The 24,914-nt window shown below is 71.6% G+C and carries 23 protein-coding genes; 13 read left to right on the top strand and 10 right to left on the bottom strand.

What is annotated here, in order from left to right; genetic code table 11:
• Positions 1-39: 39 nt before the first annotated feature.
• The 4 genes from ASD10_RS16880 to ASD10_RS16865 are packed head-to-tail and all read left to right on the top strand — an operon-like array spanning position 40 to position 4,339.
• Positions 40-1,371 carry an extracellular solute-binding protein gene (locus ASD10_RS16880; RefSeq protein WP_082556362.1) on the top strand — a complete coding sequence of 444 codons (1,332 nt, stop codon included), beginning with the start codon at positions 40-42 and terminating at the stop codon, positions 1,369-1,371.
• Positions 1,368-2,315 carry a carbohydrate ABC transporter permease gene (locus tag ASD10_RS16875; RefSeq protein ID WP_056611641.1) on the top strand — a complete coding sequence of 316 codons (948 nt, stop codon included), beginning with the start codon at positions 1,368-1,370 and terminating at the stop codon, positions 2,313-2,315. The genes ASD10_RS16880 and ASD10_RS16875 overlap by 4 nt, the downstream gene beginning before the upstream one ends.
• Position 2,316: 1 nt before the next feature.
• Positions 2,317-3,171 carry a carbohydrate ABC transporter permease gene (locus ASD10_RS16870; RefSeq protein ID WP_056611638.1) on the top strand — a complete coding sequence of 285 codons (855 nt, stop codon included), beginning with the start codon at positions 2,317-2,319 and terminating at the stop codon, positions 3,169-3,171.
• 4 nt (positions 3,172-3,175) lie between these two features.
• Entirely contained in the window at positions 3,176-4,339 is a 1,164-nt protein-coding gene (locus ASD10_RS16865; RefSeq protein ID WP_056611635.1) for an ABC transporter ATP-binding protein, read from the top strand.
• Between the two features lie 876 nt (positions 4,340-5,215).
• Here the strand turns inward: ASD10_RS16865 and ASD10_RS16855 are convergent.
• Positions 5,216-5,839 (bottom strand): metallophosphoesterase, encoded by a 624-nt coding sequence (locus ASD10_RS16855; RefSeq protein WP_082556361.1) that lies wholly within the window; start codon positions 5,837-5,839, stop codon positions 5,216-5,218.
• 63 nt (positions 5,840-5,902) lie between these two features.
• Between ASD10_RS16855 and ASD10_RS16850 the strand changes: the two genes are divergently transcribed.
• Genes ASD10_RS16850 through ASD10_RS16820 form a run of 7 tightly spaced genes read left to right on the top strand, consistent with a single transcriptional unit; the run spans position 5,903 to position 11,267 of the window.
• Positions 5,903-6,589, top strand: coding sequence for a response regulator transcription factor (locus tag ASD10_RS16850; RefSeq protein ID WP_056611632.1), 687 nt, complete (start codon positions 5,903-5,905; stop codon positions 6,587-6,589).
• Complete coding sequence (locus ASD10_RS16845; RefSeq protein WP_056611629.1) at positions 6,586-7,932, top strand: HAMP domain-containing sensor histidine kinase; 1,347 nt, start codon at positions 6,586-6,588, stop codon at positions 7,930-7,932. The genes ASD10_RS16850 and ASD10_RS16845 overlap by 4 nt, the downstream gene beginning before the upstream one ends.
• 57 nt (positions 7,933-7,989) lie before the next feature.
• The gene (locus ASD10_RS16840; RefSeq protein ID WP_157432709.1) at positions 7,990-8,319 is read left to right on the top strand and encodes a hypothetical protein; all 330 of its coding nucleotides are present in this window, start codon (positions 7,990-7,992) and stop codon (positions 8,317-8,319) included.
• Positions 8,316-9,224 carry an FAD:protein FMN transferase gene (locus ASD10_RS16835; protein WP_056611623.1) on the top strand — a complete coding sequence of 303 codons (909 nt, stop codon included), beginning with the start codon at positions 8,316-8,318 and terminating at the stop codon, positions 9,222-9,224. Before ASD10_RS16840 ends, ASD10_RS16835 begins: the two co-directional genes overlap by 4 nt.
• Positions 9,225-9,226: 2 nt before the next feature.
• Positions 9,227-9,820, top strand: coding sequence for a hypothetical protein (locus ASD10_RS19555; RefSeq protein ID WP_056611620.1), 594 nt, complete (start codon positions 9,227-9,229; stop codon positions 9,818-9,820).
• Positions 9,817-11,064 carry an NADH-ubiquinone oxidoreductase-F iron-sulfur binding region domain-containing protein gene (locus ASD10_RS16825; RefSeq protein WP_056611617.1) on the top strand — a complete coding sequence of 416 codons (1,248 nt, stop codon included), beginning with the start codon at positions 9,817-9,819 and terminating at the stop codon, positions 11,062-11,064. Before ASD10_RS19555 ends, ASD10_RS16825 begins: the two co-directional genes overlap by 4 nt.
• Complete coding sequence (locus ASD10_RS16820) at positions 11,061-11,267, top strand: ferredoxin (RefSeq protein ID WP_056611615.1); 207 nt, start codon at positions 11,061-11,063, stop codon at positions 11,265-11,267. The genes ASD10_RS16825 and ASD10_RS16820 overlap by 4 nt, the downstream gene beginning before the upstream one ends.
• On the opposite strand, the gene ASD10_RS16815 is transcribed toward ASD10_RS16820, so the two are convergent.
• Positions 11,252-11,629: a DUF4233 domain-containing protein gene (locus ASD10_RS16815; protein WP_082556360.1), complete on the bottom strand. Its 378-nt coding sequence runs from the start codon at positions 11,627-11,629 to the stop codon at positions 11,252-11,254. The genes ASD10_RS16820 and ASD10_RS16815 overlap by 16 nt on opposite strands.
• Before the next feature lie 13 nt (positions 11,630-11,642).
• Positions 11,643-12,980, bottom strand: a complete 1,338-nt coding sequence (locus tag ASD10_RS16810; protein ID WP_056611609.1) for a folylpolyglutamate synthase/dihydrofolate synthase family protein — start codon at positions 12,978-12,980, stop codon at positions 11,643-11,645.
• A gap of 112 nt (positions 12,981-13,092) precedes the next feature.
• On the opposite strand from ASD10_RS16810, the gene ASD10_RS16805 reads away from it, so the two are divergent.
• Positions 13,093-15,231: an MMPL family transporter gene (locus ASD10_RS16805; RefSeq protein WP_056611606.1), complete on the top strand. Its 2,139-nt coding sequence runs from the start codon at positions 13,093-13,095 to the stop codon at positions 15,229-15,231.
• A 43-nt stretch (positions 15,232-15,274) separates the two neighbouring features.
• Positions 15,275-17,872, top strand: coding sequence for a valine--tRNA ligase (gene valS / locus ASD10_RS16800; RefSeq protein WP_056611603.1), 2,598 nt, complete (start codon positions 15,275-15,277; stop codon positions 17,870-17,872).
• Between the two features lie 130 nt (positions 17,873-18,002).
• Here valS and ASD10_RS16795 read toward each other — a convergent pair whose 3' ends face one another.
• The 7 genes from ASD10_RS16795 to ASD10_RS16765 all read right to left on the bottom strand — a co-directional run bounded on the left by ASD10_RS16795 (position 18,003) and on the right by ASD10_RS16765 (position 24,840).
• Positions 18,003-19,154 (bottom strand): trans-acting enoyl reductase family protein, encoded by a 1,152-nt coding sequence (locus ASD10_RS16795; protein ID WP_056611600.1) that lies wholly within the window; start codon positions 19,152-19,154, stop codon positions 18,003-18,005.
• 51 nt (positions 19,155-19,205) lie between these two features.
• Positions 19,206-20,108: an alpha/beta fold hydrolase gene (locus ASD10_RS16790; RefSeq protein WP_056611597.1), complete on the bottom strand. Its 903-nt coding sequence runs from the start codon at positions 20,106-20,108 to the stop codon at positions 19,206-19,208.
• A 29-nt stretch (positions 20,109-20,137) separates the two neighbouring features.
• The gene (gene clpX / locus ASD10_RS16785; RefSeq protein WP_056611594.1) at positions 20,138-21,409 is read right to left on the bottom strand and encodes an ATP-dependent Clp protease ATP-binding subunit ClpX; all 1,272 of its coding nucleotides are present in this window, start codon (positions 21,407-21,409) and stop codon (positions 20,138-20,140) included.
• Between the two features lie 170 nt (positions 21,410-21,579).
• Entirely contained in the window at positions 21,580-22,182 is a 603-nt protein-coding gene (locus tag ASD10_RS16780; protein ID WP_056611591.1) for an ATP-dependent Clp protease proteolytic subunit, read from the bottom strand.
• Positions 22,179-22,757, bottom strand: coding sequence for an ATP-dependent Clp protease proteolytic subunit (locus tag ASD10_RS16775; protein ID WP_056611589.1), 579 nt, complete (start codon positions 22,755-22,757; stop codon positions 22,179-22,181). The genes ASD10_RS16780 and ASD10_RS16775 overlap by 4 nt, the downstream gene beginning before the upstream one ends.
• Before the next feature lie 123 nt (positions 22,758-22,880).
• Positions 22,881-23,654 carry an SDR family oxidoreductase gene (locus ASD10_RS16770; RefSeq protein WP_056611586.1) on the bottom strand — a complete coding sequence of 258 codons (774 nt, stop codon included), beginning with the start codon at positions 23,652-23,654 and terminating at the stop codon, positions 22,881-22,883.
• Positions 23,647-24,840, bottom strand: a complete 1,194-nt coding sequence (locus ASD10_RS16765; RefSeq protein ID WP_056611583.1) for a phytanoyl-CoA dioxygenase family protein — start codon at positions 24,838-24,840, stop codon at positions 23,647-23,649. The genes ASD10_RS16770 and ASD10_RS16765 overlap by 8 nt, the downstream gene beginning before the upstream one ends.
• Positions 24,841-24,914 lie beyond the last annotated feature (74 nt).

Genomic DNA, 24,914 nt, shown 5'->3' with positions numbered 1-24,914 from the left:
TCACTGACGCGGGACGTGACAGGGCCGGTAGGGGGAGACATGACGAGACGACCAGCCCGCAGGACCAGCAGGAGCACGAGGGCCACCGTCGGCCTCGCGGCGGCCGCGCTGTCGATGAGCGTCCTCGCCGCGTGCGGCGGAGGCGGCGGCAAGCCCACGCTGAACTGGTACATCAACCCGGACGGCCAGGACACGCTCAACGCCCTGGCCAAGAGCTGCAGCACCGACGACTACACGATCAAGATCCAGCTGCTGCCCTCCAGCGCGACCGACCAGCGCACGCAGCTCGCGCGCCGCCTGGCGGCCAAGGACACCTCGACCGATCTCATGAGCCTCGACCCGGTCTTCGTGCCGGAGTTCGCCAACGCGAACTGGCTGCTGCCGTTCGAGGGCGAGCTCGCCGACCAGGTGCTCGACGACGACGTCCTCAAGGGGGCCGGCGAGACCGTCACGTGGGAGGACAAGGTCGTCGCGGCTCCGCAGTGGGCCAACACGCAGGTGCTCTGGTACCGCAAGTCGCTCGCGCAGGCCGCCGGTCTCGACATGACGCAGCCCGTCACGTGGGACCAGGTCATCGACGCCGCCGCCGACAACGACGGCACCGTCGGCGTGCAGGCCAACAAGTACGAGGCGTACGTCGTGTGGATCAACTCGCTGATCCAGGGCGCCGGCGGCAACATCCTCGACCCGAAGACCGTCGAGGACGGCCGCGACGCCAAGGTCACGATCGACTCCAAGGCCGGTGAGGACGCCGCCGCCGTGATCGAGAAGCTCGCGAAGTCCGGCGCCACCCAGCCCGACTTCACGACGTCCAACGAGGGCACGAGCCTCGGCCGCATGTTCCCCGAGAGCGGTGCCGGCGAGTTCATGACGAACTGGACGTTCGTCTACAAGAACTACGAGGGCCTGATCGGCAAGCCCGGCGGCCCGAAGGACGAGGCCGAGCTCGGCGACCTCGGCTTCGCGCGCTACCCCCAGACCGTCCAGGGCGAGGAGTCCAAGCCCCCCATCGGCGGCATCGACATCGGCGTCGGCGCGTACAGCAAGCACCCCGAGCTCGCCCAGCAGGCCGCGGTCTGCGTGACGAGCGCGCAGGCCCAGACCGACCTGGCCGTCAACGAGGGCCTGATGCCGTCGCGTCAGTCGGTCTACGGCTCCGACGAGCTCAAGGAGGCGTACCCCGCCGAGCTCCTGACGCTGTGGAGCGAGAGCGTCGACTCGGGCGGACCCCGCCCGAAGAGCGCCTTCTACAGCCAGGTGTCGAGCGCGATCCAGTCGCGCTGGCACTCCCCGACGTCCGTCGGACCCTCGACGCCGGCGAGGTCGGCCGCCTTCCTCGAGGCGGTCCTGAGCGGGAAGGCGCTGCTATGACCTCCGTGATCGCCAACGAGGCGAAGGCCGGCAACGGCAAGAAGGACAAGGAACCGACGTCCGACCGCTCGCGCTCGGAGAACCGGCTGGCCCTCAAGCTCGTCGCACTGCCGCTGGCGCTGATGCTGCTGGTGACGGCGTTCCCGATGCTGCGGGCGCTGTACCTGTCGCTGTTCACGTACTCGCTGACGGCGCCCGACGACCGCAAGTTCATCGGCATCGACAACTACGTCACGGCGCTGACCGACGGCCTGTTCTGGCGCGACACCCTCGTCACGGTCATCATCATGATCGTCACGGTCGCGTTCGAGCTCGTGATCGGCTTCGCGTTCGCGATGGTCATGCACAAGGTGATCTTCGCCCGCGGCGTCATCCGCACGTCGATCCTGATCCCCTACGGCGTCATCACCGTGGTGTCGGGCTTCGCGTGGCAGTTCGCCTTCTCCAACACCAACGGCTTCGTCAACGACTGGCTGCCGTTCATCGGCACCGACTTCAACTGGTTCGCCGAGCGCAACTCCTCGCTGATCGCGATCATGGCGTCCGAGATCTGGAAGACGACGCCGTTCATGTCGCTGCTGCTGCTCGCGGGCCTGGCCCAGGTGTCGGAGGACATGCTCGAGGCCGCCAAGGTCGACGGCGCGACCTGGTGGCAGCGGCTGTACAAGGTCATCCTGCCCAACATGCGGGCCGCGATCATGGTCGCGGTGCTGTTCCGAGCGCTGGACGCCTACCGCATCTTCGACAACATCTTCGTCATGACGGCCGGCGCCAACGGCACCGAGTCGATCTCGTTCCTGACCTACCGGCAGGTGATCGAGCAGTTCCAGCTCGGCATCGGATCGGCGCTCTCGGTGCTGCTGTTCCTGTCGGTGCTGGTGGTGGCGTTCATCATCGTCAAGCTCTTCAAGGTCAATCTCGCCGACGCGCGGCAGGAGGGCTGACATGCCAAGGACACTGACCGGCCTCAAGAACAACATCGGCACCGTCATCGGCTGCGCGCTGATCCTGATCTGGTGCCTGCTGCCGGTGGCGTGGATCATCTCGCTGTCGTTCAAGTCGCAGGAGTCCGTCACCAACGGCTCCCCCGGCTTCTTCCCGTCCGGCGGTGGCGGCGCGGGGTGGAGCAACTACGCCGACGTGCTGCAGGACGACCAGTTCCGCCGCTCGATCATCAACTCGATCGGCATCTCGCTGATCGCCACGATCCTGTCGGTGACGCTCGCGACCCTCGCCGCCTACGCGATCGCGCGCCTGGAGTTCAAGGGCAAGAAGTTCGTGCTCACCACGGCCCTCGTGATCGCGATGTTCCCCGTCGTCTCGCTGGTCGGCCCGCTGTTCGACATGTGGCGCACGATCGGCATCTACGACACGTGGCTCGGCCTGATCATCCCCTACATGTCGTTCACGCTGCCGCTCGCGATCTGGACGCTGTCGGCGTTCTTCCGCGAGATCCCGTGGGAGATGGAGCAGGCCGCCCAGGTCGACGGCGCGACGTCGTGGCAGGCGTTCCGCAAGGTCATCGTGCCGCTCGCGGCGCCCGGCGTGTTCACCGCGGCGATCCTGACGTTCTTCTTCGCGTGGAACGACTTCGTCTTCGGCATCTCGCTGACGTCGACCGAGAACGCCCGCCCGATCCCCGCGGCCCTGTCGTTCTTCGTCGGCGCCGATCCGTTCAACCGGCCCGCGTCGCTCCTCGCGGCGGGCGCCGTCGTGGCGACGATCCCGATCGTCGTCCTCGTCCTGTTCTTCCAGCGCAAGATCGTCGCCGGCCTGACCGCCGGCGCAGTGAAGGGTTGATCACATGGCCACCATCGAGATGAAGAACATCGTCAAGAAGTACGGCGACGGGTTCCCGGCCGTCAACGACGTCAGCATCGACGTCGCCGACGGGGAGTTCCTGATCCTCGTCGGGCCGTCGGGCTGCGGCAAGTCGACGCTGCTGCGCATGATCGTCGGCCTCGAGGACATCACGTCGGGCGACATGCTGATCGGCGGCGAGCGGGTCAACGACCTGGCGCCGCGCGACCGCAACCTGTCGATGGTCTTCCAGAACTACGCGCTCTACCCCCACCTCACGGTGTACGAGAACATCGCGTTCCCGCTGCGCCTGGCCAAGTGGAGCGACCAGGACATCGACGCCAAGGTGCGCGAGGCCAGCAAGACGCTCGACCTCGACGAGCACCTCGAGCGCAAGCCCGCCAACCTGTCGGGCGGCCAGCGCCAGCGCGTCGCGATGGGACGCGCGATCGTCCGCGACGCCAAGGCCTTCCTGTTCGACGAGCCGCTGTCGAACCTCGACGCCAAGCTGCGCGGGCAGATGCGCACCGAGATCGCCCGCCTGCAGAAGAAGCTCGGCATCACCACGGTCTACGTCACGCACGACCAGACCGAGGCCATGACGCTCGGCGACCGGGTCGCCGTCATGAAGCGCGGCGTGCTGCAGCAGCTGGCCACGCCCCGCGAGCTCTACGAGCAGCCCGTCAACCTGTTCGTCGCCGGGTTCATCGGCTCGCCGCCCATGAACTTCCTGCCGGCGACGGTCGAGAACGGCCAGGTCACGCTGCCGTTCGGCACGTTCCCGCTGGCGGCCGACAAGGCCGCGAAGACCGAGGGCAAGGGCCTGCTGATGGCCGGCATCCGTCCCGAGCACTTCGAGGACGTCTCGGTGATCGAGGAGGGCAAGCTCGACTCGTCGCGCACGTTCGCGGCACACATCGACGTCCGCGAGTGGCTCGGCGACCAGCAGTACGCGTACGTGCCGTACGAGGCCGAGGCGAAGGTGCAGGACCAGCTCAAGGAGCTCGCCCGCGAGTCCGACAGCGACTCCCTGCGCACGCAGCTCGTGGTGTCGCTCGACGCCTCCAGCAACGCCGCGGAGGACAGCGACACGACGCTGTTCATCGACACCGACCAGATGCACCTGTTCGACCCGGCCACGGGCGATAACCTGACGGTCGGCCTCTAGCCCTAGCGCTTCTTCTTGTTCTTCTTGATGGTCGCCAGCACCTCGGCGTTCCACTCGTGCTCGCGGATCAGGCGGTAGCGCTCGCACGCGACCCGCACGTAGGCCTCGGCGGGGCGCTCGTCGTCGCCGCGGACGCCGGCCTCCTCGATCATGTCGACGACCGGTCGGAACTCCTCGGCGTACCAGCGGGCGGCCATCGTCTCGCGGTCCATGTAGGCCCCCTCGGCGTGCATCGCGCGGGCCGCCCAGGCCTCTGCGGCCTCGGCGATCTCGCCGTACATCGACGGCTCGCTGACGGCGACCGCAGCGCGCGCCTCGCCCGAGAACGGCACGCGCTGCAGCATCAGCCGACGCCAGAACTTGAGCTCGAGCGCGGCCCGGGCCTCGATGCCGACGGGCGCCAGGAACGTCTCGATCGCCGTCACCCTCGCCTCGATGAGGTCGACCCGCAGGCTGCGGGCCACCGAGACGCGGTGGTGCCCGTCGCGGACGAAGTAGTAGTCGCCGACCTGGTAGACGTCGATCGGCGGGATGACCTCGCCGACGCGGCTCGCCCGCGCCAGCCGTTCCCACNCCCGCCCCAGCCGTTCCCACCGCTGCCGGCTGACGGTCGACGTCGGCCGGAACCGGCGGTCGAAGTCGCGCACCTTGTCGACCGAGCCGACGATCGCGTCGAGCGGGATGACCTTGGTGCCGACGTAGTGCTCGGCGCGGCGTCCGAGGGCGTCGACGACCTCGTCGAACGACATCGCCTGCACGACGTCCTCGGTGTCGCCGGTCAGCCGGGCCGCGAGCCCCGACAGCACCTGGTGCCGGCGGGCGCGCATGAAGTCGCTCTCGGCGTCGACGCGCGGTGATCCCGAGCTGCTGACCACGTCAGGCCCCTCTCCGCACGGCGGCCGCGGCGGCTCGCGGCTCGACCTCGACGACGTGCCACGGGATGACGTTGCGCACCGTCGTCGGCCCGACCTGCCGATCGTTCTTCACCATGCCGAACGGGTGGATGTGCCCGTGCAGGTGCCAGGTGGGACGCAGCGACTCGAGCACGCCGTGCAGCGCCGCGATGCCCACGTGGCTCGGGTCGTCGTCGTCGCCGAGCCCGAGCGGCGGCGCGTGCGTCAGCAGGACGTCGACCGGGGCGTCGGCGCGGTCGTGCGCCAGCATCGTGCGGGCCCGCCGCTCGTACTGCGCCTGCGTGTACTGGTGCGCGCCGCCGTTGTAGCGCACGCACCCGCCGAGACCGGCGACGCGCAGCCCGCCGACCGTGACGATGCGCTCGTCGACGGCGACGAAGCCGCGCGGGCCGGTGGACGTCCGCGAGATGCCCGGGTCGTGGTTGCCGGGCACGAACGCCGCGGGGGCGTCGACCTCGGCGGCGACCCGCTCGAGGTAGTCCCACGGCAGGTCGCCGGCCGCGAGCAGCAGGTCGATCCGCAGGTCACGGAGCCGCGAGCGCACCGCGAGGACCTCCTCGTCGGCGACCGCCAGCACCCTGACCATGTCACCGACCCTACCGCCGCCGACGCTCCCGCGACATGCTCGCGCGACGGCTACGCTCGCTGCATGCTGCGCATCCTGGTCGTCGAGGACGACGACGACATCCGCGCGGGCCTGACCCGTGCCCTGACGCAGCAGGGCGTCACGGTCGCGGCCGTCGCGCGGGGCGGCGACGCGCTGGGCCGCCTCGGCGACTTCGCGCCCGACGCCGTGATCCTCGACCTCGGGCTGCCCGACCTCGACGGTGCCGACGTGCTGGCGATGATCCGCTCGCTCGGCGACGTGCCGGTGCTGGTCGCGACGGCACGCGACGACGAGCGCGAGATCGTGCGCCTGCTCGACGCCGGCGCCGACGACTACCTCATCAAGCCCTACTCGGCCGCCCAGGTGCTGGCCCGCGTCCGCGCCGTGCTGCGCCGGGGCCGCACCGACGCGCACGAGCACGTCGGCACGGTCGACGTCGCCGAGCTCAGCATCGACCCGCAGGGCCGCGAGGCGCACCTCGCGGGCACGCCGCTCGTGCTGACCCGCAAGGAATTCGACCTCCTGCTGTACCTCGCACAGCGTCCTGGGCAGGTCGTGTCGAAGCGCGACCTGCTCGCCGACGTGTGGAACCTGCCGTGGGGCGGCGGCGACCGCACCGTCGACGTCCACGTGTCGTGGCTGCGTCGCAAGCTGGGCGAGTCGGCCGCCGAGCCGCGCTTCCTGCACAGCGTCCGCGGGGTGGGCGTCAAGCTGGTCGATCCGTCATGACGTTGCGCCGCCGCATCCTGCTCCTCGCGACGGGGCTCACGGCGCTCGTGCTGGTGCTGTTCGCGGTGCCGCTGGCGATCGCGCTGAAGCAGTCGGCGTCCGACCGGGTCGTCCGCGAGACCGAGTACGTCGCCCAGGGCGTCGCGGACTACCTGACGACCAACGCCTACACGGGCGTGCAGGCCGGCAAGTACGTCGACCGCGTCAACGAGCGCACCGACACCGCCGTGACGGTGCTGCTGCCCGACGGCACGTCGGTCGGCGCTGCCCTGCCGGACGACGTGCCCGACGCGCCGGACGGCCCTCGTCGCGGCGACGGCGACGGCGACCGCGACGACGACCGCGACGACCTCGGCACGGTCTCGGCGCCCCGCACCGAGCGCGTCGGCGGCGGCTGGCTCGTCGACATCGGCGCCGACAGCACGTCGGGACGCGCCCTCGTGCGGGCCTTCGTCAGCGACGGGGACGTCGACCACGAGGTGCACGAGCGGTGGGCCGTCATCGGCGGCGGCGCCCTCGCCCTGCTGCTGGTGGCGGTCGTCGGTGCCGAGGTCGTGTCGCGCCGCCTCACCCGGCCGCTGGTCGCCACGGCCGCGACCGCCACCGAGCTGAGCGCCGGGCACCTCGACGCGCGGGCACCGGTGTCGGGTGCGCGCGAGGTCGCCCAGGTCTCGACGGCGCTCAACCAGCTGGCCGGGCGCATCGAGGAGCTGCTGGCGTCCGAGCGCGAGACGATCGCCGACCTGTCGCACCGGCTGCGCACCCCCATGACGGCGATCCGGCTCGACGTCGAGGCCCTCCCCGACTCCGAGCGCTCGCGTGAGCTCGCCCGGCACGTCGCGGTGCTCGAGCGGACGCTGACCGCCGTCATCCAGCACGCCCGCCTGCCCCGCGCCGAGCGCGACGACCGGTCGTGCGACGCCCGCGAGGTGCTGCGGGAGCGGGTGGCGTTCTGGACGCCGCTGGCCGAGGACCAGGACCGCGACGTCACGGTCGTCGACCCGGGCACCACCGCGACGGTGGCGTGCACGGCCGACGAGCTCGCCGCCGCGCTCGACGCCCTGATCGAGAACGTCGTCGCACACACCCCCGAGGGCAGCGCCCTGGCCGTCGTCCTGCGCCGCACCGACGTCGGCGCCGACATCGACGTCGTCGACCACGGGCCCGGGATCCCTCTCGGCGCCGCCCGCCGCGGGCGCAGCGACCGCGGGTCGAGCGGCCTCGGGCTCGACATCGCCCGCAGCTGCGCCGAGTCGACCGGCGGCCACCTCGACGTGCTCTCGAACGACGACGGGTCGCACACGGTCCGCCTCGTCATGCAGGCTCCTCACAGCATCATTTGACCGGCATTTGACGTTCGGCTGAGGCGCGCCTGACGCCCCGGCGACGACGCTGGATGCATGACCACCACCTCCCACGGCCCCCGAGCCCACCTGATGGCGCGGTCGCGCCGGCACCTCGCCGCGATCGCCGCCACGAGCATCCTGATGACCGGTGCGCTGACGGCGTGCGCCGCCCGCGACGACGACGCGTCCGAGAGCTCCACCACGACCGACTCCACCTCGACCGGCACGACGTCGACGTCGACGGACTCCGGCTCGGCCACCGGGTCGACCCCGTCCGACTCCGGCACGACCGACTCCGGCACGACCTCGTCCGGTTCGGGCCTCACGAGCGCCGACGCCGGCAGCTCGAGCGGCTCGTCCGACGGTGGGAGCAACGCGTCATGACCGCGTCGGCGATCTGGACCGACTGGTCGTGCCGCGTGCGGGTGACCGTCACGCGCCCCGACGCGCTGATGGCGGCCAAGCAGCAGGTCGTGGCGCTCATGGCCGACGTCGCGCTGTCGGCCGACCGCTTCACCGCGACCTCCGACGTGTCGCGGGTCAACCGGGCCGCGGGTCGGCTCGTGCCCGTCCGCCGCCGCACGATGGAGCTGCTTGACGTCGCGCTGGGCGCGGCCGAGGAGTCGGGAGGAGCCGTCGACCCCACGATCGGCGCCCACCTGCTGCGCGCCGGGTACGCCGACGACATCACGGCGGTCCGCGACCTGCTGGTCATGACGGACGACGAACCCCTCCCCCGCGCCGACTGGACCACGGTGCGCACCGACCGGACGCTGTCGCTCGTCGGGCTGCCGACCGACGTGTGCCTCGACCTCGGCGCGACGGCCAAGGCGTGGACCGCCGACGTCGCGGCACGCCGCGTCGCGAGGTCGCTCGACACGGCGGTGCTGGTCGAGATCGGCGGCGACGTCGCGATCGCCGGCTCGCGCAGCAGGCCCTGGCAGGTGCAGGTCAGCGAGCGGTCGGGCGAGCCCGGGCAGCCCGTCGGCCTCGAGCGCGGCGGCCTCGCGACGTCGTCCACGATCTCGCGGCGCTGGCGCACCCCCTCGGGCGCGGCGCACCACGTGATCGACCCGCGCACGGGTCGCCCGGCCGAGGGGCCGTGGCGCACCGTCACGGTCTGGGCCCCCACCGCCGTCCGGGCCAACACCGCGAGCACCGCCGCCCTCGTGCTGGGCCACGACGCCGTGCCCCACCTGCGTGGCCTCGACGTCGCGGCGCGCCTGGTCGGACGCGACGGCACCGTGCAGCACGTCGGCGACTGGCCGGCCGAGACGCGGGCGGCGTAGCCATGATCTGGTACCTCGCACGCGCCACCGGCATGGTCGCCCTGATCGCGTTCACGGCGTCGACGGCGATGGGTGCCCTGGCGTCCCGTCACCGCGCGCGTCCCACCGAACGACAGCTCGACCGCCGGTTCCTGGTGCAGGTGGCGCACCGCTCGGCCGCGGTGCTCGGGCTGACGATGCTGCTGGCCCACGCGGTGCTGATCGTCCTCGACGTCTACGTCGACGTCTCCCTGACCTCGACCGTCGTGCCGTTCACGGCCGGCTACCGTCCGCTCGCCCTCGGCCTCGGGACGCTCGCGGTCTACGCGTTCGTGGTCGTCGCGGTGTCGGGCGCCGCCCGCGGACGACTCGCGACCTCGGCGCGGGCCACCCGCACGTGGCGCCGCGTGCACCTGGCCGCGTACGCCGGGTGGGCCGCGGCGATGGCCCACGGCATCCTCGCCGGCACCGACACCGGCGCCACGTGGACGACCGCGATCTACGCCGCCTGCGGACTCGCCGTCGCCGTCGCGGTCGGTCTGCGCCTGCGCGACCACGCGGCCGCCCGCCGCGCTCCCCTCGCCTCCGCCCGCACCCTCGTCAGGAGCCACCCATGACCGCCGTCCTCGACTCCCCCACGACACCCGTCTCGTCGATCGGCGCCCCCCGGCTGCTCGCCGGGGTCGCCGAGCACGGCCGCGTCGACCACGCCCGGCACCTGCTGCTGCACGGCGCGCCGGTGCTGCGCCGACGCAGCTGGCTCGTGGCCGCGACGCGCGACGTCAACCTGCTCGGCCGCGGCGGCGGGGCCTTCCCCGTCACCGCGAAGCTCGCCGCCATGCCGTCCGGACGCGACGTCGCGGTGCTGCTCAACGGCAGCGAGGGCGAGCCCGCGAGCCGCAAGGACCGCGTGCTCATGACGTGCGCGCCGCACCTCGTGATCGACGGAGCGCTGGTCGTCGCGGACGCGCTCGGCACGGCGAACGTCACGATCGTGGTGCACGACGCCGCCGCCCACGACTCGCTCGTGCACGCCGTGGCGGAGCGGACCGACGCGACCGTCGTGCGGGTCGTCCGTGCCGCGGACGGCGGATTCGTCGGTGGCGAGATCCGTGCCGTCGTCAACGGCCTCGCAACCGGACGGGCGGTGCCGGGCGGCCGCCGGGTGCTGCCGCACGTCTCGGGCGTCGACGGCCTGCCGACGTTCGGCTCGAACGTCGAGACGTTCGCCCACCTCGCCCTGCTGGGCCGCATGGGGGTCGCCGAGTACGCCCGCACGGGCAGCACCGCCGAGCCGGGGACGAGCCTGCTGACCGTGCTGGGCGACGCGCCCGTCCGGGGTGTCGTCGAGGTGCCGAACGGCACGCCGCTGTCGGTGCTGCTGCCGGCGACGACGGCCCCCGTGCTGGTCGGCGGCTACCACGGCACGTGGCGCCGCGACGTCGACGGGCTGACGGTCGACCGGGCCGCCCTGCGCGCCGCGGGCTCCCCCCTCGGCGCCGGAGTCATCGCGCGCCCCCACCCCGGCACGTGCGTCGTCGACGAGGTCGTCCGGGTCGCGCGCTGGCTCGCCGCGGAGTCGGCCGGGCAGTGCGGACCGTGCTTCTTCGGGCTGCCGGCGATCGCGGACGACCTCGCGGCCCTGGCGGCGGGGGCGGGCGCAGACCGTGCCGCATCGGCCCACCGGCGGCTCGCGCTCGTCCGCGGACGGGGCGCCTGCGCACACCCCGACGGCTCGGCGGCCTTCGTCGGCTCGGCGCTCGACGCGCTCGCCGACGAGCTCGCCGTCCACCAGCACCACGGGCGGTGCGGGCGGCCCGCCTCGACCGTCCTGCCGACCCCCGAGGAGGGAACGCGATGAGCACGATCGACGTCGACTGGACCCGGTGCGACGCGCACGGGCTGTGCTCGCGGCTGCTGCCGGAGAGGATCACGCTCGACGAGTGGGGTTTCCCCGTCGTCGACGGTCGCGAGCTGCCGGACGACCTGGTGCGTGCGGCCCGGTCAGCCGCGCTGGCGTGCCCCGCGCTGGCGCTGCGGGTGGGGTCTCACGACGCCGGCTGAGCGCCGTCGTCGTCCTGCCCCTCGGCCTCGGCGGCCTCGCGGGCCCAGCGGGCCTTGTCGTCCTCGATCCTGCGACCCAGGAAGAACGCCCCGAACCACAGGGCCGCGAACATCAGCCCGACGAAGAACATCGCCGGCACGAGGAAGCCCAGCGCGATCGTGCCGGCCTGGATCGCGTGACCGACCCAGTACGCCTGCGGGCGGCGCAGGGATCCCGCGACCAGCACGCACAGCACCGCCAGGCCGAGCCCGAGGATCAGCGCGAGCGTCTTGTGGACGTCCTCGACCGCGATCATGACCGGCACCGACAGGCCCAAGATGATGGCCTGCAGCGACAGCATCGCGGCACACATGCCCCTCATGCGACGAGTCCTCTCATGCGACGGTCCCGCCCAGCAGCACGCGGGCCTCGCCGACCGTGACGACCGAGCCCGTGACGAGCACGCCACCGCTGCCGATCGCGTCGTCGCCACCGTCGCCTCCGTCGGCCATCGCGACGGCCCGCTCGATCGCGTCGTCGAGCCGCGGCACCACGACGACCCGCTCGTCGCCGAAGACGTCGCCGGCCAGCTCGGCCAGCTCGTCGGCCGGCATCGCGCGGTCGGTGCTGTTCTGCGTCACGACGATCTCGGCCATGACGGGCTCGAAGATCCGGAGCATCTCCTCGACGTCCTTGTCGGCCATGACGCCGACGACCCCGATCAGGGGACTGAACGAGAACGAGTCCTGCACCGCGGCGATCGTGGCCTCGGCGCCGTGCGGGTTGTGCGCGGCGTCGAGCAGCACGGTGGGGCTGCGACGCACGACCTCGAGCCGTCCCGGCGACGTCACCTGCGCGAACGCGCCGCGCACCAGGTCGGGATCGAGCTGCTTGCTGCCCGTGAACGCCTCGACCGCCGCCAGGGCGTACGCCGCGTTGTGCGCCTGGTGCGCGCCGTGCAGCGGAAGGAAGATCTCGTCGTACGAGCCCGACAGTCCCTGCAGGCCGACCAGCTGCCCACCGAGCGCCGTGACCCGGTCGTTGACGCCGAACTCGATGCCCTCGCGCAGCGCGATCGCACCGACGTCGACGGCGCGGCGCATCAGGACGTCCATGACCTCGGGCGACTGCTCGGCCAGCACGGCGTGCGAGCCGGCCTTGATGATGCCGGACTTCTCGACCGCGATGAGCTCGGGCCGGTCGCCCAGGTAGGTCGCGTGGTCGACGCCGATCGGCGTGACGACGGCGACCTGGCCGGTGGCGACGTTCGTCGCGTCCCACGAGCCGCCCATGCCGACCTCGACGACCGCGACGTCGACGGGCGCGTCGGCGAACGCGGCATACGCCATCGCGACCATCGTCTCGAAGTACGACAGCGGGTGCTGCGACGAGTCGTCCACGATCTGGGCGTAGGCGGCGACGTCGGCGAACGCGTCGACGAACTGTGCCTCCGTCAGCGGCACGCCGTCGAGCGAGATGCGCTCGGTCATCGACTGGAGGTGCGGGCTCGTGAAGCGTCCGGTGCGCAGGTCGAGGGCACGCAGCAGCGTGTCGATCATGCGGCTCGTGGACGTCTTGCCGTTGGTGCCGGTCAGGTGGACGACCGCATAGGCGTCCTGCGGGTCGCCGAGGAGGCGGCAGATCGCGGCGATGCGGTCGAGGGAGGGCTCGAGACGGGTCTCGGGCCAGCGGCCGAGGAGCGCGCGCTCGACCTCCGCGTACGTAGGTGTCATCCACACCAGTATCGCAGCAGGAAGGGGATGACTCCGGGGCGCCACGGGCGTAGCCTGAAGCCGGGGTGCCGGTGCCACGTTCTCGCTGCCTTCTCACCCCCCTGGAGCACCGATGTCCCGCAACGTCGCCACATGGGTCACCCACCGCTGGACCACCTGGATCGTCCTCGGCGTGTCGCTCGTCTTCCTCATGGGCATGGGTGCCCTCGGAGGCAGGCTCACGTCGGTCGTCGACAACGACATCGCGTCGTGGCTGCCCGGCGACGCCGAGTCGACCGAGGTCATCGAACGGGCGGCGGCCTTCTCCGACCCCGACGACATCCCGGCGATCGTCCTGTACGTCCGCGACGGCGGCACGACCGCCGCCGACCTGGCCAAGGCCACGGCCGACGTCGCGTCGCTCGCGAACGTCGACGACGTCGCCCGCGTCGAGGGCCCCGTCCCGTCCCAGGACGGGCAGGCCCTCCAGGTGACCGCCACGATCCGCATGAGCGACGACGGCTGGGAGATGCTGCCCGACCGGGTCGACGACATCGCGGCGATCGCCGATCGTGACGCCGCCGGCCTCGACGTCAGCCTGGCCGGACCGGCGGCCCTCGGCGCCGACCAGGCCGAGGCCTTCTCGGGCATCGACGGCATCCTGCTGTTCTCGGCCGTCGGGATCGTGTTCGTGATCCTGCTGATCACGTACCGCAGCCTGCAGCTGGCGATCCTCTTCCTGTTCTGCGGGGTCGGGGCGGTCGGCATCGCCCAGGGCGTCGTGTACCTGCTGGCCAAGAACGCCGATCTGACGGTCAACGGGCAGAGCCAGGGCATCCTGAGCGTCCTCGTGCTCGGGGCCGGCGTCGACTACGCGCTGCTGCTCGTGGCCCGCTACCGCGAGGAGCTGCACCGCTACCGGGACCGCCGCGAGGCCATGGCCCACGCCCTGCACCGGGCGGCGCCCGCGATCCTGGCCAGCGGTGCCACCGTCATCATCGGGCTGCTGTGCCTGACGTTCGCGCAGATGAACTCGACCGCCAGCCTCGGGCCGGTCGGCGCCGCCGGGATCGCCTGCGCCCTGCTCGTCATGCTGGTCATGCTGCCGGCGCTGCTCGTCGTGGTCGGCCGCTGGATCTTCTGGCCCTTCGTGCCGCGCTTCGGTGAGCCGGTCAGGAGCGAGACCGGGCTCTGGGCGAAGGTCGGCCGCCGCATCGCACGCGCCCCGCGCACGGTGTGGGTCGCGACGACCCTGGTGCTGGTGGGCCTGTCGTTCGGCATCGTGCAGCTCGACGCCGACGGGCTGACCAACGAGCAGAGCTTCACCAAGGAGCAGCCGTCCGTGGTGGCGGAGAAGAAGCTGGCCGAGCACTTCCCCGGCGGCGCGGGGTCGCCCGTCGCCGTCATCGCCAGCGGCGACCGGGCCGATGCCGTCGCCGACGCCCTGGCCGGGGTCGACGGCATCGATCCCGCGAGCGTCGCCGTCAGGAGCCCCGCCGGCAGCCCGGTCGCCTACATCGAGGGCACGCTGACGTCCGCGCCCGACTCGGCGACCGCGTTCGCCACGATCGACCGGGCGCGCGACGCGGTGGACGCCGTCGACGGCGCCGATGCGCTGGTCGGCGGCAACACGGCCGTCAACAAGGACGTCCAGGAGGCCTCCCGCGCCGACAACCGGCTCATCATCCCCGTGATCCTCGTCGTGGTGCTGCTGATCCTGGCCCTGCTGCTGCGCTCGATCGCCGCTCCGCTGATGCTGCTGCTCACCGTCGTGGTGTCGTTCGCCGCCGCGATCGGCATCAGCGCCCTGGTGTTCCGTCACGTGTTCGGGTTCGAGGGAGCCGACTCGTCGTTCCCCCTGTTCGCGTTCGTGTTCCTCGTCGCGCTCGGCATCGACTACAACATCTTCCTGATGACGAGGGTGCGCGAGGAGTCGCTGCGGCACGGGACGCGTCGCGGCGCGCTGATCGGTCTCGCCGCGACGGGCGGCGTCATCACGTCCGCGGGCTTCGTCCTGGCCGGCACGTTCACGGCCCTGGCGACCCTGCCCATCGTGTTCCTGGCCGAGCTCGGCTTCGTCGTGGCGGTCGGCGTGCTGCTCGACACGATCATCGTCCGCTCGGTGCTCGTGACGGCGCTCACCCTCGACATCGGCCGGCACGTCTGGTGGCCCAGCGCCCTGTGGCGCACCGACGGGTCCGGCCACCACGCCGGCCCGGCGGACCTCGCCGACCACGTGCCGGCGCCCCCCGAACCGGCGCACCGGGCGTAGGGGCGTGGGGTCCGGCGCGCGCCGCCCCATAGACTTGACTGTCGTGAGCAGCCCAGAGAACACCACGGCGCACGGCGTCCCCGAAAAGCCCGTCCTCGAGGGTCTCGAGGCCACCTGGTCCGCCCGGTGGGCCGAGCAGGGCACGTACGCCTTCGACCGCTCGAAGTCGCGCGACGAGATCTACTCGATCGACACGCCGCCGCCGACCGTCTCGGGCTCGCTGCACGTCGGCCACGTCTTCTCGTACACGCACACCGACCTCGTCGCCCGCTACCAGCGCATGCGCGGCAAGGAGGTGTTCTACCCCATGGGGTGGGACGACAACGGGCTGCCGACCGAGCGGCGCGTGCAGAACTACTTCGGCGTCCGCTGCGACCCGACGCTGCCCTACGAGGCCGACTTCGTCCGGCCCGAGAAGCCCGACCCGAAGAAGCAGGTGCCGATCAGCCGGCGCAACTTCATCGAGCTGTGCAACGAGCTGGTGCTGCAGGACGAGAAGGTCTTCGAGCAGCTGTGGCGCACGCTCGGCCTCAGCGTCGACTGGACGCAGACCTACACGACGATCGGCGACAACGCCCAGGTCGTGTCGCAGCGGGCCTTCCTGCGCAACGTCGGCCGCGGCGAGGCGTACACGCAGGACGCCCCGACGCTGTGGGACGTCACGTTCCAGACCGCCGTCGCGCAGGCCGAGCTCGAGGCCCGCGACTACCCCGGCGCCTACCACCGCGTCGCGTACCACTTCTCCGACGGCTCGACCCACCACGTCGAGACGACCCGACCCGAGCTCACGCCGGCGGCCGTCGCGATCATCGCCCACCCCGACGACGAGCGGTACCGGCACCTGTTCGGCACCAGCGCCACGTCGCCGATCTTCGGCGTCGAGGTGCCCGTGCTGGCCAGCACGCTCGCCGACCCCGAGAAGGGATCGGGCATCGTGCACTGCTGCACGTTCGGCGACCTGACCGACGTGCAGTGGTGGCGTGAGTTCCAGCTCGCCAACCGCACCGTCATCGGCCGCGACGGCCGCATCCTGCGCGAGGTGCCCGAGTGGATCGCCACCGAGGCCGGACGTGAGCTGTTCGCCGAGCTGGCCGGCAAGACGACGTTCTCGGCCCGCGAGCTCGTCGTGGCGGCCCTGCGCGACAGCGGCGACCTCGACGGCGAGCCCACCCCGACGCAGCGCGTCGCCAACTTCTACGAGAAGGGCGACAAGCCGCTCGAGATCGTCTCGACGCGTCAGTGGTACATCCGCAACGGCGGACGCGATGCCGACCTGCGCTCGGCCCTCGTGGCCCGCGGCGACGAGATCGAGTGGGTCCCGTCGTACATGCAGTCGCGCCTGACCAACTGGATCGAGGGCCTCAACGGCGACTGGCTCGTCAGCCGCCAGCGGTTCTTCGGCATCCCGTTCCCCGTCTGGTACCGGCTCGACGCCGACGGCGAGCCCGACTACGACGACCCGATCTTCGCCGCCGAGGAGACCCTGCCGGTCGACCCGGCCTCGCAGACGCCCCCGGGCTTCGAGGAGTCGCAGCGCGGCGTGGCCGGCGGCTTCGTCGCCGATCCCGACGTCCTCGACACGTGGGCGACGTCGTCCCTGACCCCGCAGCTCGTGTGCGGGTGGGAGCGCGACCCCGAGCTGTTCGCCAAGACGTTCCCGATGGACCTGCGCCCGCAGGCCCACGACATCATCCGCACGTGGCTGTTCTCGTCGGTCGTCCGGTCTCACCAGGAGTTCGGCACCGCCCCGTGGACGCACGCCTCGATCTCGGGCTTCGTGGTCGACCCCGACCGCAAGAAGATGAGCAAGTCGGTCGGCAACGTCGTCGTCCCCGACACGATCCTGGCGACCTACGGTGCCGACGCCGTGCGGTGGCGCGCTGCCGGTGCCCGACCGGGCGCCGACTCGCCGTTCGACGAGCAGCAGATGAAGGTCGGACGGCGCCTCGCCATGAAGGTGCTCAACGCCAGCAAGTTCGTGCTGGCCGCCGAGGAGCAGTACGGCCTCGGCGCCGACGCCTCGCACCTCGACCCGGCGCGCGTCACCGAGGCGATCGACCAGGCGATGCTGAGCCGCCTGCGCGGTGTCGTCGACGAGGCCACGACGGCCTTCGACGCCTACGACTACGCGACGGCCCTCGAGGTCACCGAGAAGTTCTTCTGGGACTTCTGCGACGACTACCTCGAGCTCGTCAAGGAGCGCGCCCGGCGCGACGACGCCGGCGGCACGTCGGCGAAGGCGGCGTTCGTGCTGGCGCTGTCGGTGCAGCTGCGCCTGCTGGCGCCGTTCCTGCCCTATGTCACCGAGGAGGTCTGGTCGTGGTGGCAGGAGGGCTCGATCCACCGCGCCGCGTGGCCCGTCGCGTCGACCGACCTGACGACTCCCGAGCAGGACCCGGGCGTGCTGGCCGCGGCGGCGACGGTCCTGGCCGACATCCGCGGCGCGAAGTCGGTCGCGAAGGTCAGCCAGAAGACCGAGATCTCCGAGCTGACGGTCACCGGCAGCCAGGCCCAGCTCGACCTGCTCGCCGCGGCCTTCGCCGACGTCCGGGCCGCCGGACGCGTCACGGCCGAGCCGACCCTCACCGCCGACGAGTCCGCGACGGGCTTCACGGTCGTCGCGACCCCCACCCCCGCCTGACCCCCGACCCGCGAGTGGTGCGTCCTGGACGTTCTGGGACGGCGTGTCCGTCCACACCGCACCGCGCCCCCACTCGCTAGCGCTCGCGGGGGGACCCCCAGCGGGCCGGGATGCACCACTCGGCGGTCGGTCAGAGCGTGCGGAACGTGATGCCCGCGTCGCGCAGGCGCGTGATGAGGGCGTCGCCCATCGCGACGGCCGTCGTGGTCTGGCCCGACACGGCGGGCAGGTCGTCGAAGGCCAGGCACAGCGCCGACTCGCTCAGCATCTTGGCGGTCTCGGTGTAGCCCGGGTCGCCGCCCGAGACCTCTGTCGTGACCGTCGTGCCACCGCCCTCGCCGATCAGGCGCAGCGAGAACCACGACGAGGCGCGCTTCTGCTCGTCGGGTCCGTCGCCCTGCGACTTGAGCTTGAGCAGGAGCGCCCGGGTCGGAGGCAGCTGCGCACCCGCCAGGAGCACCGCGCCGCCGCCGATCGTGGCGGCCAGCATCGGAAGCTTCGTGAACTGGGCGAAGTGCGAGTAGGTGAACTCCGGCCCGTACCGCTCCAGCGACCGGGCCGAGCGCAGCACGATCTGTGGATCGATCGTCGGCAGCGGGAGCGCCCACCCCCTGCCGCCGGCACCGCGTCCGATCGTGCCGCCACCGCGCACGCGGCGGCCGTCAGGACGTCCCTCGAGCCGCTTGCGCTCCCCCGCCGTCCGGGCCGACTGGCGCAGCCGCGAGAACGCGCCGATCGCCGAGTGGTAGGTGCCGCCCGAGGCGGTGCCCCCGGCGCGGATGTAGCCCTTGACGTCCAGCGGCACGCCCTCGGGCAGCTGCTCGACCGTGAACAGGACGCCGAGGTCGTACGGGATCGAGTCGAATCCGCAGGCGTGCACGAGGCGCGCCCCCGTGCGCTGCGCCGTCTCGTGGTACTTCAGCCACATCGCGTCGACGAACTCCGGCTCGCCGGTCAGGTCGACGTACGCGATGCCGGCCTCGGCCGCGGCCTTCACGGCCGGCTCGCCCAGCTGGACGTACGGGCCGACCGTCGTCATCAGCACCCGGGTGCTGCCGGCCAGCGCGGCCATCGAGTCGGCGTTGCCGGTCTCGGCCGAGATGATCTCGGGTCGCACACCGCCGAGGGTCTCGACCCGGTCGGCGACGGCCTCGAGCTTGGCCTGGTTGCGTCCCGCGATCGCCCACGAGGCACCGGGTGGCAGGTGCGTGCCGAGGTAGTCGGCGGTCAGGCCGCCGGTGAATCCGGTGGCTCCCAGCAGGGCGATGTCGACGGAGGTCATGCGACCAACGTAGCGGTGCGGGGCGGGGCGCCGGGGGCTGCGGTGACCGCGTCAGCCGCCCACCGGAACCCGCCGCTCGAGGAAGTCGAGCTGGTCGGCCACGGCGGGAGCGCACCAGGGATCCTGGTAGATCGCGAAGTGCCCCGTCTCGTACGTCCTGATCTCGACGTCCGGGGCGCGACGCAGCTGCCGCAGGGCGGCACGGGGCGGCGCGACGGTGTCGTGCCGGCACACGGCGGCGAAGATCGGCACGCGGGCGCGACGCAGCCGCCGCCCGGGTCGGTAGCCCATGATGCGCAGACCGATGCGCGCCGCCGCCCGGTTGACGAACCGGCCGGACGCCTCGGGCGGCACCAGGGCCAGGAACCCCGTCACGGCGTCGTGGGACGTCATGAGGGCCGCGGTGTGCGGCGGGCCCGCCGTCGGAATCATGATCGGGCGGCGCCCCAGGCGGGCGCCGACGAGATCGGCGAGGGCGCGCGGTCCCACCCGCAGGGCGCTCAGCGGGCTCATCGCGGCCGCCGAGGCGATGCCGTCGGTGAACGGGCACTGGGCCATCGCCGCGACGACTCCCGGCGGCTGCTCGGCCGCCAGCGTCAGCGCGTGCCCCCCGCCGAACGAGGTGCCCCACACCACGACGCGGGCGGGGTCCACGCCGGGCCGCGTCCGCGCGAAGGCGATCGCGGCACGCCAGTCGTCGAGCTGTCGTGCGACGTCGATGACCTGGCGCGGCTCGCCCGTGCTGGCGCCGAACGAGCGGTGGTCGAAGGCCAGGGCGGCGTAGCCATGCTCCTGGAACGCCGTGGCGTACCGGTCGAGGCCCATCTCCTTGATCGAGCCGAGGCCGATGCCGAGGACCACGACGGGGGCCGGGTCCGATCCGCTGCGGGGTGGGTAGAACCAGGCGGCACAGCGCTCGTCGTCGGACGAGAACTCCACGTCATGACGGGTCACGACGTGGAGTATGGCAGCCCCGCGGACAGCTAGGAAGCCTTCTTGGCTGCCTCGTCGTGCGTCAGGATCTGCGGGCCCTCGGTGCCGGCCACCGTGGCCGCGTTGACGATGACCTTCGCGACGTCGTCGCGACTCGGGATCTCGTACATGACCGGCTCGAGCACCGACTCGATGATCGAGCGCAGGCCGCGGGCGCCCGTGCCGCGCGCCAGGGCCAGGTCGGCCATGGCCTCGCTGGCGTCGGCGCTGAACTCGAGCTCGACGCCGTCGATCTCGAACAGCCGGACGTACTGCTTGGTCAGGGCGTTGCGCGGCTGGGTCAGGATCGCGACCAGCGCGTCCTTGTCGAGGTTGTCGACGGCCGCGATGACCGGCAGACGACCGATGAACTCGGGGATCAGGCCGAACTTCAGCAGGTCCTCGGGCAGCACCTTGCTGTAGAGCTTGTGCGGCTCGGCCTTGGCGCCGATGTCCTGCTGCGCCGCGCTGAAGCCCAGCGCCATCTTGCCGCTGCGCTGCTCGATGATCTGGTCGAGGCCCGCGAAGGCACCGCCCACGATGAACAGCACGTTGGTCGTGTCGATCTGGATGAACTCCTGGTGCGGGTGCTTGCGCCCGCCCTGCGGCGGCACCGAGGCCGTCGTTCCCTCGAGGATCTTGAGCAGCGCCTGCTGCACGCCCTCGCCGGACACGTCGCGGGTGATCGAGGGGTTCTCGCTCTTGCGCGAGATCTTGTCGACCTCGTCGATGTAGATGATGCCCGTCTCGGCCTTCTTGACGTCGTAGTCGGCGGCCTGGATGAGCTTCAGGAGGATGTTCTCGACGTCCTCGCCGACGTAGCCGGCCTCGGTCAGGGCCGTCGCGTCGGCGATCGCGAAGGGGACGTTCAGCATGCGCGCGAGGGTCTGCGCCAGGTACGTCTTGCCGCAGCCCGTGGGGCCGACCATCAGGATGTTGGACTTGGCCAGCTCGACCTGGTCGTCCTTGCCGCGCCCGCCCGAGGTCTGCGCCTGGACGCGCTTGTAGTGGTTGTAGACCGCGACGGCCAGCGACTTCTTGGCGCCGTCCTGACCGATCACGTAGCCGTTGAGGAAGTCGTAGATCTCGTGCGGCTTGGGCAGCTCGCCCAGGCTCAGCTCGGCACCCTCGGCGAGCTCCTCCTCGATGATCTCGTTGCACAGGTCGATGCACTCGTCGCAGATGTACACGCCGGGGCCCGCGATGAGCTTCTTGACCTGCTTCTGGCTCTTTCCGCAGAACGAGCACTTCAGCAGATCGGCGGTTTCACCAATGCGTGCCATGGGGAGAGTCCCTTCTTGCCGTGAGGCGGGTGTTGCTGAAGCGGCGCATCATCCGGCCGCTGTCGTGACGGGGGGCCGGACCCGGAGCGACCGAGACGACGTGGCATCCACGGTAGCGGCGAAATGCCTCGTCGTCTCGGTCACAGGCCGGATGTCGCGATCCGAGTTGATCAGATGGCGGGGGTCTTCAGCGTGTCGAGGACCTCGTCGACGAGTCCGTACTCGACGGCCTGCTGCGCCGTCAGGATCTTGTCGCGGTCGACGTCCTTGCTGACCTCCTCGATCGACTTGCCGGTGGCGTCGGAGATCATCTTCTCCATCAGCTCACGCATGCGGAAGATCTCGTTGGCCTGGATCTCGAGGTCGGAGATCTGGCCGCCGGTGCCCTCGGTGTAGGGCTGGTGGATCAGGATGCGGCTGTTGGGCAGCGCCAGCCGCTTGCCCGGCGTGCCGGCGGCCAGCAGGATCGCGGCGGCCGAGGCGGCCTGGCCCAGGCACAGCGTCTGCACGTCGGGCTTGATGTAGCGGATCGTGTCGTAGATCGCGGTCAGCGCCGTGAACGAACCACCGGGGCTGTTGATGTAGATGCTGATGTCGCGGTCGGGGTCCATGGCCTGCAGCGACATGAGCTGCGCCATGACGGCGTTGGCGACGTCGTCGCTGATCGGGGTGCCCAGCATGATGATGCGGTCCTCGAACAGCTTGGTGTAGGGGTCGATGCGACGGAAGCCGTAGGACGTGCGCTCTTCCCACTGCGGGATGTAGTAGCTCATGCGGTCAGGTCTCCTGCGCTCTTGACGACGTGGTCGATCAGGCCGTACTCCTTGGCCTGCTCGGGCGTGAACCAGCGGTCGCGGTCGGAGTCGAGCTCGATCTGCTCGACGGTCTGGCCGCTGTGCACCGACTGCAGCTGGTTGAGCTGCTTCTTGAGCAGGACGCTCTGCTCGGCCTGGATCTTGATGTCGGAGGCCGAGCCGCCGATGCCGCCGGACGGCTGGTGCATCATGATGCGCGCGTGCGGCAGGGCGTAGCGCTTGCCCGCGGTGCCGGCGGCGAGCAGGAACTGGCCCATCGAGGCCGCCAGGCCCATGCCGAACGTCGCGACGTCGTTGGAGATGAACTGCATCGTGTCGTAGATGGCCATGCCCGCGTCGACCGAGCCACCCGGCGAGTTGATGTAGAGGAAGATGTCGGCCTGGGGATCCTCTGCGTTGAGCAGCAGCATCTGGGCGGCGATCGCGTTGGAGTTGGAGTCGCGGACCTCGGACCCGAGGAACACGATGCGCTCCTTGAGCAGGCGCTGGTAGATGTGTCCGTCGAGATCCGAGGGACCGGCCTCGCCGGCCATCCTCGGCGACAGTGGGCTGGAGCTGTCAGATGTGTTCACGCCACAAACCTAGACGGCGCCGGGGACGAACACACGCCAAAACACGGCTGTTCGCTGATGGCATACTCGCCCCGCCGCCGCGGGTCAGTCCGATCCCCCGACGACGTGCTGGTCCCAGTCGATGACCGAGCCCGTCACGACGCCGCTGCGGTCCGACAGCAGCAGCACCGCCAGCGCCGCCATGTCGTCGACCTGCCCGAGCCGTCCCATGGGCTGCGAGGCGTTCGCCTTCTCGAGCCACGTGTCGTCGGCGTCGTGGAACTCGCGCTGCACGGCGTCCTCGCCCTCGGTCTGGGTCCAGCCGATGTTGATGCCGTTGACGCGCACCCGGTCCCACCGGTGGGCGTGCGCCGCGTTGCGCGTCAGACCGGCCAGCCCGGCCTTGCTCGCGACGTACGGCGCGAGGTACGGCTGCCCGCCGTGCGACGACATCGTCAGGACGTTGACGACGGTCCCGCCGGCCCCGCGCCGCACCATGTCGGCGACGGCCGCCTGCATCAGGAAGAACGGCCCCCTCAGGTTGACCGCGACGTGCTGGTCGAACAGCTCGGGCGTCGTGTCGAGCAGCGTGCCGCGGCTCGTGAGGCCGGCCGCGTTGACCAGGCCGTCGATGCGGCCGTGCCGCTCGATCGTCGTCGCGACGGCCCCGCGGGCCTGCTCGACGTCGGCGACGTCGCACGCGACGAAGCTCGCGGCCGGGCCGAGGGACGCCGCGAACGCCTCCCCCACGTCGGGACGACGCCCGGTCACGACGACCGTCGCGCCCTCGGCGACGGCCGCCCGGGCGATGCCGCCGCCGACCCCCTGCGTGCCCCCGCTGACGAGGACGACCCTGTCGGCCAGCAGCGGCTCAGCCATCGGTGCGCCGCCGTCCGTCGTAGGCGTCGACCGCGGCGTCGAGCTGCTCGGGCGTCCAGCCCTCGGCGAGCGCCCGGTGGACGACCTCGGCCTGCGACAGCGGCGTGAGGCCGTTGACGTTGGCGTCGCGGTCGAGGTTGGTCGGGAACGGGTACCCCTCGGCCGACGACGCGACCGCGTTCGCGACGAGATCGGCGTCGGCGCCCTCGGCGAGGCGCGCGAGCAGCGCGGGGTAGACCGCCTTGGAGACCCGCGAGCGGTCGACCGTCTCCATCGCGCGCCCGAAGCCCGACGAGACCTGGAGCAGGTTCGCCATGCGCTGAACGTCGGTCGAGACGTTGGAGCCCGCACCGTGGAACAGGGCCGGGTTGAAGAAGGCCGCGTCGCCCAGGGCGAGCGGGAGCTGCACGTGGTGCTCGGCGAAGTACGCGCGGAACTCCGGCAGGCGCCAGGCGAGGTAGCCGGGGACGTACTTGTGCGAGTGCGGCAGGTACATCGTCGGACCGCTCTCGACGGGCATGTCGGAGTGCGCGACGGCGCCCTGCAGCGTCAGCACCGGCGAGAGCAGGTGGACGTGGGCCGGATAGCGCTCGACGACCTCGTTCGACAGGAAGCCGAGGTGGTAGTCGCGGTGGGGGTCCTGCGCGACCCCGCCGGGGCGCACGACGTTGACCTGCGACGTCACCTGGTAGGCAGGGCCCAGCCAGGCCCGCGAGACCAGCGCGAGGACGTCGTTGGCGTAGTAGTCGACGAAGGCCTCGGGGTCGCGCACCGCGAGCTTCTCGAGCGCGTTCCACACCCGGCTGTTGGCGCCGGGCTTCGCGAAGTGGTCGCCCGGGGCGGTGCCGGCGGCACGCTCGTCGACGATGATCTCGTCGAAGACGGCCGTGACGCGGTCGACCACCGACGGGTCGGGAAAGGCGCCCTTGAGCGCCACGACGCCGGGGCCCTCGCTCAGGGCGCGCACGAGCTCGCCCTCGACCTCGACGGCGCCCTCGGGGGTCGACGCCGCGGCGCGCAGCACGGCCGAGTCGTAGACCAGCACGCCCTGCTCGACGTGGTCGGCGTGCGGGTAGTCGGCGACGTCGGTGGTCTGCTGGACGACGGCGGCGAAGTCGTCGACGTCGCAGTCGGCCTCGCGCAGGCGGGGCGACCTGCTGGCGGCGCTGTCGATGGTGGCGGTCATGGTGATCTCCTCGGTGACGGGTACACCCCGACGCTAGTCGTGGCCGTATGCTCCGTGGTGGGCCGAAACACCTC

The organism is Aeromicrobium sp. Root472D3, assembly GCF_001426485.1.
In the GTDB taxonomy this organism is placed as follows: domain Bacteria; phylum Actinomycetota; class Actinomycetes; order Propionibacteriales; family Nocardioidaceae; genus Aeromicrobium.
Note: the sequence above shows the minus strand (reverse complement) of the source record. Positions and strands in the feature narration are given on the sequence as shown.